Below are 11,309 nucleotides of genomic sequence, written 5' to 3' on the forward strand. Positions count from 1 at the left end.
AATTGGATAAGTCCTCGAGCTATTAGTATTAGTCCGCTACATGTGTCACCACACTTCCACTCCTAACCTATCTACCTGATCTTCTCTCAGGGCTCTTACTAACTTGCGTTATGGGAAATCTCATCTTGAGGTGGGTTTCACACTTAGATGCTTTCAGCGTTTATCCCTTCCCTACATAGCTACCCAGCGATGCCTCTGGCGAGACAACTGGTACACCAGCGGTAAGTCCACTCTGGTCCTCTCGTACTAGGAGCAGATCCTCTCAAATTTCCTACGCCCGCGACGGATAGGGACCGAACTGTCTCACGACGTTCTGAACCCAGCTCGCGTGCCGCTTTAATGGGCGAACAGCCCAACCCTTGGGACCGACTACAGCCCCAGGATGCGACGAGCCGACATCGAGGTGCCAAACCTCCCCGTCGATGTGAACTCTTGGGGGAGATAAGCCTGTTATCCCCAGGGTAGCTTTTATCCGTTGAGCGATGGCCCTTCCATGCGGAACCACCGGATCACTAAGCCCGACTTTCGTCCCTGCTCGAGTTGTAGCTCTCGCAGTCAAGCTCCCTTATACCTTTACACTCTGCGACTGATTTCCAACCAGTCTGAGGGAACCTTTGGGCGCCTCCGTTACCTTTTAGGAGGCGACCGCCCCAGTCAAACTGCCCGTCAGACACTGTCTCCGATAGGGATCACCTATCCGGGTTAGAGTGGCCATAACACAAGGGTAGTATCCCAACAACGCCTCCATCGAAACTGGCGTCCCGATCTCGTAGGCTCCTACCTATCCTGTACATGTGGCACAGACACTCAATATCAAACTGCAGTAAAGCTCCATGGGGTCTTTCCGTCCTGTCGCGGGTAACCTGCATCTTCACAGGTACTAAAATTTCACCGAGTCTCTCGTTGAGACAGTGCCCAAATCATTACGCCTTTCGTGCGGGTCGGAACTTACCCGACAAGGAATTTCGCTACCTTAGGACCGTTATAGTTACGGCCGCCGTTTACTGGGGCTTCAATTCATACCTTCGGATTACTCCTAAGCACTCCTCTTAACCTTCCAGCACCGGGCAGGCGTCACCCCCTATACATCATCTTACGATTTAGCAGAGAGCTGTGTTTTTGATAAACAGTTGCTTGGGCCTATTCACTGCGGCTGACCAAAGTCAGCACCCCTTCTCCCGAAGTTACGGGGTCATTTTGCCGAGTTCCTTAACGAGAGTTCTCTCGCTCACCTGAGGCTACTCGCCTCGACTACCTGTGTCGGTTTGCGGTACGGGTAGAGTATGATACAACGCTAGAAGCTTTTCTTGGCAGTGTGACATCACTCACTCGCTACTAATCTTCGCTCCCCATCACAGCTCAACGTTACAGGTATAAGCATTTGACTCATACCACGCCTCACTGCTTAGACGTACATCCATTCGTACGCACGAGTTAGCCTACTGCGTCCCTCCATCACTTCATACTCTAGTACAGGAATATCAACCTGTTGTCCATCGGATACACCTTTCGGTCTCTCCTTAGGTCCCGACTAACCCAGGGCGGACGAGCCTTCCCCTGGAAACCTTAGTCTTACGGTGGATGGGATTCTCACCCATCTTTCGCTACTCATACCGGCATTCTCACTTCTATGCGTTCCAGCGCTCCTCACGGTACACCTTCACCACACATAGAACGCTCTCCTACCATACCTATAAAGGTATCCACAGCTTCGGTAAATTGTTTTAGCCCCGGTACATTTTCGGCGCAGGGTCACTCGACTAGTGAGCTATTACGCACTCTTTGAATGAATAGCTGCTTCTAAGCTAACATCCTAGTTGTCTGTGCAACCCCACATCCTTTTCCACTTAACAATTATTTTGGGACCTTAGCTGGTGGTCTGGGCTGTTTCCCTTTCGACTACGGATCTTAGCACTCGCAGTCTGACTGCCGACCATAATTCATTGGCATTCGGAGTTTATCTGAGATTGGTAATCCGGGATGGACCCCTCACCCAAACAGTGCTCTACCTCCAAGAATCTTCATGTCGACGCTAGCCCTAAAGCTATTTCGGAGAGAACCAGCTATCTCCAAGTTCGTTTGGAATTTCTCCGCTACCCACAAGTCATCCAAGCACTTTTCAACGTGCCCTGGTTCGGTCCTCCAGTGCGTTTTACCGCACCTTCAACCTGCTCATGGGTAGGTCACATGGTTTCGGGTCTACATCATGATACTAAACCGCCCTATTCAGACTCGGTTTCCCTACGGCTCCGTCTCTTCAACTTAACCTCGCATCATAACGTAACTCGCCGGTTCATTCTACAAAAGGCACGCTCTCACCCATTAACGGGCTCGAACTTGTTGTAGGCACACGGTTTCAGGTTCTATTTCACTCCCCTTCCGGGGTACTTTTCACCTTTCCCTCACGGTACTGGTTCACTATCGGTCACTAGGGAGTATTTAGGGTTGGGAGATGGTCCTCCCAGATTCCGACGGGATTTCGCGTGTCCCGCCGTACTCAGGATTCTGCTAGGTACAGATTCTATTTAAAATACGAGGCTCTTACTCTCTTTGGCTGACCTTCCCATGTCATTCTTCTATAAAATCTGAGTCCACTTTGCAGTCCTACAACCCCGAAGAGTAAACTCTTCGGTTTGCCCTCCTGCCGTTTCGCTCGCCGCTACTAAGGCAATCGCTTTTGCTTTCTCTTCCTGCAGCTACTTAGATGTTTCAGTTCACTGCGTCTTCCTCCTCATCTCCTTAACAGAGATGGGTAACAGGTAGTACCTGCTGGGTTCCCCCATTCGGACATCCCCGGATCTGCGCTTACTTACAGCTCCCCGAGGCATTTCGTCGTTTGTCACGTCCTTCTTCGGCTCCTAGTGCCAAGGCATCCACCGTGCGCCCTTACTAACTTAACCTTATTTTTAGACCTTTCAGTCTTAAACTCATTAATATTCACAGCGTTTTCGGTTTATTTTCTTGTTACTATTTGATATAGTTATTCAATTTTCAATGGACAAGTTTAGAATAGTCATCACTATCCTAATGGAGCCTAGCGGGATCGAACCGCTGACCTCCTGCGTGCAAAGCAGGCGCTCTCCCAGCTGAGCTAAGGCCCCACAAGACCTCTCAAAACTAAACATGACGACCAATGGCTTCCATTTTCCTTAGAAAGGAGGTGATCCAGCCGCACCTTCCGATACGGCTACCTTGTTACGACTTCACCCCAATCATCTATCCCACCTTAGGCGGCTGGCTCCTAAAAGGTTACCTCACCGACTTCGGGTGTTACAAACTCTCGTGGTGTGACGGGCGGTGTGTACAAGGCCCGGGAACGTATTCACCGCGGCGTGCTGATCCGCGATTACTAGCGATTCCGACTTCATGTAGGCGAGTTGCAGCCTACAATCCGAACTAAGAGACTGGCTTTTAAGAGATTAGCTTGCCGTCACCGACTTGCGACTCGTTGTACCAGCCATTGTAGCACGTGTGTAGCCCAGGTCATAAGGGGCATGATGATTTGACGTCATCCCCACCTTCCTCCGGTTTATTACCGGCAGTCTCGCTAGAGTGCCCAACTGAATGATGGCAACTAACAATAAGGGTTGCGCTCGTTGCGGGACTTAACCCAACATCTCACGACACGAGCTGACGACAACCATGCACCACCTGTCACCGGTGTGCCGAAGCAAAATCCTATCTCTAGGACGGGCACCGGGATGTCAAGACCTGGTAAGGTTCTTCGCGTTGCTTCGAATTAAACCACATGCTCCACCGCTTGTGCGGGCCCCCGTCAATTCCTTTGAGTTTCAACCTTGCGGTCGTACTCCCCAGGCGGAGTGCTTAATGCGTTAGCTACGGCACTGAGTCCCGGAAAGGACCCAACACCTAGCACTCATCGTTTACGGCGTGGACTACCAGGGTATCTAATCCTGTTTGCTCCCCACGCTTTCGAGCCTCAGCGTCAGTTACAGACCAGAGAGCCGCTTTCGCCACCGGTGTTCCTCCATATATCTACGCATTTCACCGCTACACATGGAATTCCACTCTCCCCTTCCTGCACTCAAGTTAAACAGTTTCCAAAGCGTACTATGGTTAAGCCACAGCCTTTAACTTCAGACTTATCTAACCGCCTGCGCTCGCTTTACGCCCAATAAATCCGGACAACGCTCGGGACCTACGTATTACCGCGGCTGCTGGCACGTAGTTAGCCGTCCCTTTCTGGTAAGTTACCGTCACAGTGTGAACTTTCCACTCTCACACTCGTTCTTCTCTTACAACAGAGCTTTACGATCCGAAAACCTTCTTCACTCACGCGGCGTTGCTCGGTCAGACTTCCGTCCATTGCCGAAGATTCCCTACTGCTGCCTCCCGTAGGAGTCTGGGCCGTGTCTCAGTCCCAGTGTGGCCGATCACCCTCTCAGGTCGGCTATGTATCGTCGCCTAGGTGAGCCGTTACCTCACCTACTAGCTAATACAACGCAGGTCCATCTCTTAGTGATGCATTTGCATCTTTTAACATCTTACCATGCAGTAAAATGTCTTATGCGGTATTAGCTATCGTTTCCAATAGTTATCCCCCGCTAAAAGGTAGGTTACCTACGCGTTACTCACCCGTTCGCAACTCTTCCGGAAAGAGCAAGCTCCTTCCTTCAGCGTTCTACTTGCATGTATTAGGCACGCCGCCAGCGTTCGTCCTGAGCCAGGATCAAACTCTCATTAAAAGTTTGAGTTCTCACTCATTTCTGTCACTGACAGATTTATTGTTTTTTCATTGTTCAGTACTACAACTAAAGTTGTAGTGCCCTGCACATTGGTTCGTCTTGTTCAGTTTTCAAAGGTCTTTGTCGCCCTCTCAAGCGACAACTATATCAGTATATCACCTATCCAATATCTTGTCAACACTTTTTTGAAACTTTTTTTACTTTTTTTGCAATTTTATTCCCTAACACCCACAAAATCATTGATAAATCAACATTCAAAAAAGGAAAGGTTACCTATACTCGCCTCTCCCTTTTGTCTTTAACCTCTATAAAAGCGTCCCAGAAAAATCTGATAAGTAGTCCCTCAATTCGAGCAACAGTACCTTTTTCCCGGGCCCTTGAAACGTTCGTCGCCTATCAAGCGGTAATACCTAAGAATTTTATTTTAAATATGATCGAAATTGTACAGCTGAGGATAGTGATCACACTCTGGATTTTTTGGATGACAAATAGCTCGACCGAAATAGATCATAGCCTGATGGGCAGCTAGCCAACGTTCAGGCGGAAGGACGTCCATGACACGTTTTTCAACTTCTAAAGGGGTAGCTGACTTCTTGACAATATTGTGATGTTTGCAAATGCGTTCGACATGGGTATCAACTGCAAATGCTGGAATGCCAAAACCTACACTCATAACCACATTAGCTGTTTTGCGCCCCACACCTGCCAGACTTTCTAGTTCCGTACGAGTCTGTGGCACTTGTCCCTCAAATTGCTCTAAGAGTTGCTGTGCACATTTTTTCAGAAACTTAGCTTTATTTCGATAAAGTCCCAAGCGAGAAATGTGCTTGGCGATATCTGCCTCGGATGCTGCTGCCATAGCTTCTGGAGTTGGATACGCTGAAAATAGGCTTGGAGTAGCCTTATTGACTGCAGCATCTGTCGTCTGAGCCGATAACATGACTGCCACGAGGAGCTCAAAGTGATTTCTAAAATCTAGACTCGGTTTAGCGTCAGGAAATAGGGCAATAATTTCCTCAATGACATGACGTGCTCGCTTTTTTGATAAAACCATGTATACAATCTCCTTTGCTTGTCCTAGTATTATAGCATAAGTTGATAAAGAAAAAGCCGAGCATGCTCGACCTTTCTTAGACTGTCTTTTCAACCTTTAGGATTTTGACATCATAGCTACCAACTGGTGTTTCAACCGTTGCAGTATCACCTGTTTTCTTACCAATCAATGCTTGACCAATTGGACTTTCATTTGAAACTTTTCCAGCAAAGGCATCAGCGCCAGCTGAACCAACGATGATATAAACTTCTTCTTCAGTCTCACCGACTTCTTGAATAGTAACAGTTTTACCGATGGCGACTTCATCTTTAGCAACCGAATCACTGTCAACAATTACAGCATAGCGGATTTTCGTCTCTAGGCTTGAAATTTGGCCTTCAACAAAAGCCTGCTCGTCCTTTGCTGCTTCATATTCACTGTTTTCTGACAGGTCTCCGTAAGAGCGAGCAATTTTAATGCGTTCCACTACTTCTGGACGTCTTACCAATTTCAATTCTTCTAATTCTTGTTCTAATTTTTCCTTTTCTACAAGGGTCATAGGGTAGGTTTTTTCAGCCATTATTTTATTTTCTCTTCTCTTTCTATTTTTGATAAAACAAAATTATGTGGAAAACCACATAATTTAGTTAGAACTTTCACCTGATTGGTTTAATTTGCTATTGACATGTTCTTCCACATTCTTAGCATGTTCTTCGTAGGTATTTGCAAAATATACAGCCCCTGTTTCCACATTTGCCACAAAATACAAGTATTCTGTCTTGCTTGGATTAATGGTAGCTTCGATAGCAGACAAGCTTGGACTATCTACTGGACCAGGCATCAAACCTTGCTTTTTGTAAACGTTATAAGGTGAATCAAGATTTGTATCAATTTCTGCATCTTCTTTGAGAGTCGTCTTTTGACCAAGTTTTCCTTGCGCATAAAGAAGGGCAATATTGCTCTGAAGCGGCATATTTTGGTTCAAACGGTTATAGAAGACACTAGCAATATCTTTGCGATCCTGATCAGTTGATCCCTCTTTTTCGACTAAAGAGGCAAGTGTCAAAACATCATTGACTGTCAGATTCTTAGACTCAAGTGTTGAATAATACTGAGATAGATTTGTATTCATAGCAGCCAACATTTGGTCAATCAGTTCCTCAACCGTGGTTTCTTTCCCATATTCGTAAGTAGCTGGGAAAAGATAACCTTCGAGGCGATATTTAACACCACTATCCTTACTTGGCAACGTTGCTAAAAGCTGTGGATATTTTGCAACCATTTTTGCAATAAAGTCTTCATCTTGTGCTTTATTCAGAAACTCTTCCTTGCTGAATGGTGTTTTAGTATTCTTGTTGGCAGTTGCAGCCGCATTGACAGTGACTGTCTCTGCGATTTGCTCTAGCGTATATCCTTCAGGAATCGTTATCTTACCAAGAACTGGTGGCTGTGGTGTGTCTGTTCCACCTTCTTGTAGCTGCTTAGCAATCGTGTCTAAGTCCATGCTCTTTTGGAGATTGTAATAACCAGATTGGTAATTACCATAGCTTCTAAATTTTGAATAGAGGTTGAAAACTTGAGCGTTCTTAATCAGACCTTTCTTTTCCAGAATTTCTCCGATTTGCTTAGTGCTGGAACCAGCAGGAATCTCCACTGTCACATACTCTGTCGAACTAGCATCCATTGGCTTAAGCGCAGAGTTAACATAGTTATACCCTACCAAACCAGTAACACCTAAGCCCAACAAGACAATTACCAAGACTGTCATGACGATTCGATTTGCTAAGCCATTTTTACGCTTTTTCTTTGCACTGCCATTGGTACGAGCTGCCCGTGAGCGCTTCTTTCCATGACCGACATCTCTACGACTTAAAGTCTGTTCAACAGCAGAAAAGTCTTTTTCGATTTGCTGTTTATCTGTAGTGCTTGATTCTGGCAACCCCAAGTCTTTTGTCTCACTTGTAGCTGCTACTGATTCAGTTTGATAAGTTCTAGACTGGACTGCAGAAGATTGGACTTCTTCAGACTCTGCACTCGCTGATTTAGCAAGTTCAGTTTGCGCCAGTCTCTCAACGCTTGATGGGGTTTCTGAGATTGTAGAATTGCGAACGATATTTTCTAGAACATCAGCCTGATTATCAACTTCCAACTTCTCTTGTTCCGTCGCTTCTTCTACTTGAAGCTTAACGGACTCTTCCTCTACTGAAGTTTCTTTCTCCAGAACTTCATGAGATTTTTCAACAGCTGAAACGAGAGACTCCAAGCTCTCTGCCAATTCCATTTCCTTGTCTAAGAGAGGCTGGGCTTCTTGCTGAGCTGAGTGATTTTGGGTTCCATTGGCCGCAGCCAACTCGCTCAAAATTTTATCTTTAAAACTCAGTGCCTTTTCCTTATCCTGTGAATTTTCAGTCAAAAACTTGACCTCCTTCTTCATAATCCTTAACATTATATCTTAAAAGTCAGATAAATGCAATCATATCTGACTTTTAAAGCTATATTATTTATGAAATTAAATCTGGGAATTTTCCCAAACCATATCAAACCATACTTCATTTGCATACGTTGAGGCTGAACGGCCTTCGTTAACAAAGCCATGTTGCTCATAGTAGGCTATCAAATAATCATGACAAGTAAGATTGATACCGTGACGTTCATCTGCAATCGCAATTTCCTTCATAGCTTCCAACAAGGCTTTTCCTACACCTAAGCCCTGCGCTTCTTTAGAAATAGACAGACTAGTCAGGGAGATAAAGCCACCGTCCGTAGAATGGTAGTCTTCAATTTCCAGTGTGAAAGAAACATCGTGCAAATGCCGTTCTGGTCGGACAGGCCCTTCCAGATAACCTAGAATCTTGCCATTTTTTTCTGCAACCAAAAAAGTTGAGGAAATGGTTTCAATGTGTTTGGCCAATATTTCACGACTAATAGCCTCTTCTGGACTAAAATTTTCCAATTCGATGGCATAAATGGCATCTAAGTCAGCCATTTGAGCTTGACGGATAATCATTCTTTCTCCTTAAAATCGGGATTTTCCCACATCATATGAGAGCAAGCAGCACTACCGTAACTCGAGTCTGCAATTCCTTCATGAGCAAAGTCATTCATCTCATAATAAGGTATCAGCTCATCAGGACAAAGTAGACTAATGCCTTGCCGGTTTTGCTGAACAGCTGTTTCCTTGAGAGTTGCAATCAACAAGGTTCCGACTCCTTGCCTCTGAAAATCAGGATGAACGGACAGCCTTTGTATAGCAATGAAACCTCCTGCTGGAGGATTGGCACTGACCTTACTAAAGAAATCGTCTGTCAGATAAGGACTCTGAACAGCTAAGCCGACAATATAACCGGCCAGCTGACCATGTAGCTCTGCTAGCAGAAAAGTATCTGGAAGCAGCTCAATCCGATTTTTTATGATTTCTGCGCTAGCTGCTTCTACTGCTGGAAAATTCAGCTGCTCGATTTCAAGAATTGCCTCCCAATCGCTCAAGTCGGCCTGCCTGATTCGAATTGGTGCTTCCATCAAGTCTCCTCCTACTGAACGTTACTGGTCAGATTGGACAAGAGACGTTCAAAGGAATATTCATAGGTCTGGATATCTCCAGCTCCCATAAAGACGTAAACTGCGTTATCGTGGTCAAGAAGTGGAGAAACATTGTCCACGTCAATGACCTTGGCCCGCTTCACAATCTTTTCAGCCAAATCTTCGACCTTGACATCGCCCTTATCCACCTCACGCGCAGATCCGTAAATCTGAGCTAGGTATACTGAGTCGGCTTGATTGAGGGCATCTGCAAATTCATCCAAGAGAGCAATGGTCCGAGTGAAGGTGTGCGGCTGGAAGATAGCCACGATTTCCTTGCTAGGATACTTCTGACGAGCTGCATCCAAAGTCGCAATAATTTCCGTCGGATGGTGAGCAAAGTCATCAATAATGACTGTGTCGTTGACAATCTTTTCAGTAAAGCGGCGCTTAACCCCACCAAAAGTCTTGAGATGATCTCTTACTAGATTCAAATCAATACCTGCAATGTAGAGGAGGCCGATGACCGCTGTCGCATTCATAATGTTGTGGCGGCCAAAACTTGGAATCTGGAACTCACCCAGCTCTTGCCCGCGGAAGGAAACTTTAAAGCCTGAACCACTGGTAGAGCGCAAGAGATCATGAGCGACAAAATCATTGCCCTCTTCCTTGAAACCATAGTAGTAAATCGGTGCACTTGCAGTAATGCGTCGCAGTTGCTCATCTTCTCCATAAACGAAGAGGCCTTGGGTAATCTGCTTAGCATAATCATTGAAAGCATTAAAAACATCTTCTAAGCTGGTGAAATAATCTGGATGGTCAAAGTCAATATTGGTGATAATTGAATATTCCGGATGATAAGGCATGAAATGGCGCTCGTACTCGTCTGATTCAAAGACAAAATACTTGGCATTGGCAGAACCGCGTCCAGTACCATCTCCAATCAGATAGCTAGTGTCCGTGATGTTGGACAGAACGTGAGAAAGAATGCCCGTTGTAGAAGTTTTCCCGTGGGCACCAGCCACACCTAAGCTGACAAAATCACGCATAAAACTACCTAAAAATTCATGGTAGCGTTTGTAACTGATACCGTTGGCATCTGCATAGGCAATTTCTACATTGTTATCTGGGCGGAAGGCATTACCAGCAATGATTTCAAAATCTGACTGGATATTTTTTTCATCAAAAGGCAGGATAGAAATGCCAGCCTGCTCCAGACCGCGCTGGGTGAAATAATATTTATCAACGTCGCTGCCCTGAACCTTATGACCCATTTGGTGCAACATCAAAGCCAAAGCACTCATACCTGAGCCTTTAATCCCGATAAAATGATAGGTTTTTGTCATGATTACTCCTTAAATCTTTAAGAACTGAAGCCTTATTGCCCTGGAACATCTGAACCAAACTTGGTAATGTCTAATTCCTGCGCTTTTTTATGCTTATTGTGTTTTTCTCGCTTATTGCCTTTGTTATAGACTTGGCTGGTTTTGAGAAAATCGTAGTTATTCTTTTTCTTTTTTTTCTTGATTAGCTGGCGCCTCTACAATAGCTTGAGGCTGAATATCCGCTAGTATGTAGCTATCTTGCTTGAGCTTGTTACTGAACTTTGTTAGCTCACCTGAATTTTCCTTTTGGAAAGGTGCTGTCGGCTTAACTGGATTCCCCTCAAGAGGAGGTGCTACCTTCCGACTACGAACTTTATTTGGGAGCTTGCTCGTCAAATAAGCAGCTGAACGTTTTTTCTTCAGATCAGCTCGAGCTTCCTCTCGCGCCTGCTCAGCATAGCGGATAGCTGGATCATTTTTGTCGATCGGCTTTTTAAAGTCCGTAACTGGGACTTGCTTCTTCCTAGCCTCACTTACAGTTTTGGCAGGAGCCACACGAGCAGGCTTTTCTGGCTCGACAATCGGCATCCATTCTAAATAATTACGGTCTTGGTAGTCACCTTTAATATTGCTAATCAGATCCAACTCATCGTACAAATTCATGTGCGGCATTTCTGTCAACATAATTTCGTCATCAGCGATTATAGGAAATTTGGTATTTGTCAT

The 11,309-nt window shown here is 45.4% G+C and carries 6 protein-coding genes, 1 tRNA gene, 2 rRNA genes and 1 pseudogene; all 10 read right to left on the bottom strand.

The window, feature by feature from the left end; genetic code table 11:
• Window positions 1–2 precede the first annotated feature (2 nt).
• The 10 genes and pseudogenes from I872_RS06005 to I872_RS06050 all read right to left on the bottom strand — a co-directional run bounded on the left by I872_RS06005 (window position 3) and on the right by I872_RS06050 (window position 11,309).
• Window positions 3–2,900, bottom strand: a 23S ribosomal RNA gene (locus tag I872_RS06005).
• Between the two features lie 128 nt (window positions 2,901–3,028).
• Window positions 3,029–3,101: transfer RNA gene (locus tag I872_RS06010), tRNA-Ala, on the bottom strand.
• Between the two features lie 52 nt (window positions 3,102–3,153).
• Window positions 3,154–4,706, bottom strand: a 16S ribosomal RNA gene (locus I872_RS06015).
• Together the 16S and 23S rRNA genes with 1 tRNA gene alongside form the textbook arrangement of a ribosomal RNA operon.
• A gap of 424 nt (window positions 4,707–5,130) precedes the next feature.
• A complete protein-coding gene (gene nth, locus I872_RS06020; protein WP_015605248.1) occupies window positions 5,131–5,760 on the bottom strand; it encodes an endonuclease III in 630 nt (209 codons plus the stop codon).
• A gap of 76 nt (window positions 5,761–5,836) precedes the next feature.
• A complete protein-coding gene (greA, locus tag I872_RS06025; RefSeq protein ID WP_015605249.1) occupies window positions 5,837–6,319 on the bottom strand; it encodes a transcription elongation factor GreA in 483 nt (160 codons plus the stop codon).
• Window positions 6,320–6,382: 63 nt separating this feature from the next.
• The gene (mltG, locus tag I872_RS06030) at window positions 6,383–8,185 is read right to left on the bottom strand and encodes an endolytic transglycosylase MltG (RefSeq protein WP_172456444.1); all 1,803 of its coding nucleotides are present in this window, start codon (window positions 8,183–8,185) and stop codon (window positions 6,383–6,385) included.
• A gap of 63 nt (window positions 8,186–8,248) precedes the next feature.
• Complete coding sequence (locus I872_RS06035) at window positions 8,249–8,746, bottom strand: GNAT family N-acetyltransferase (RefSeq protein WP_015605251.1); 498 nt, start codon at window positions 8,744–8,746, stop codon at window positions 8,249–8,251.
• Window positions 8,743–9,258, bottom strand: coding sequence for a GNAT family N-acetyltransferase (locus I872_RS06040; protein ID WP_015605252.1), 516 nt, complete (start codon window positions 9,256–9,258; stop codon window positions 8,743–8,745). The genes I872_RS06035 and I872_RS06040 overlap by 4 nt, the downstream gene beginning before the upstream one ends.
• An 11-nt stretch (window positions 9,259–9,269) precedes the next feature.
• A complete protein-coding gene (gene murC, locus I872_RS06045) occupies window positions 9,270–10,604 on the bottom strand; it encodes a UDP-N-acetylmuramate--L-alanine ligase (RefSeq protein ID WP_015605253.1) in 1,335 nt (444 codons plus the stop codon).
• Window positions 10,605–10,636: 32 nt separating this feature from the next.
• Window positions 10,637–11,309 (bottom strand): annotated as a pseudogene (locus I872_RS06050) (cystathionine gamma-synthase).

The organism is Streptococcus cristatus AS 1.3089 (assembly GCF_000385925.1).
GTDB classification, from domain to species: domain Bacteria; phylum Bacillota; class Bacilli; order Lactobacillales; family Streptococcaceae; genus Streptococcus; species Streptococcus cristatus_B.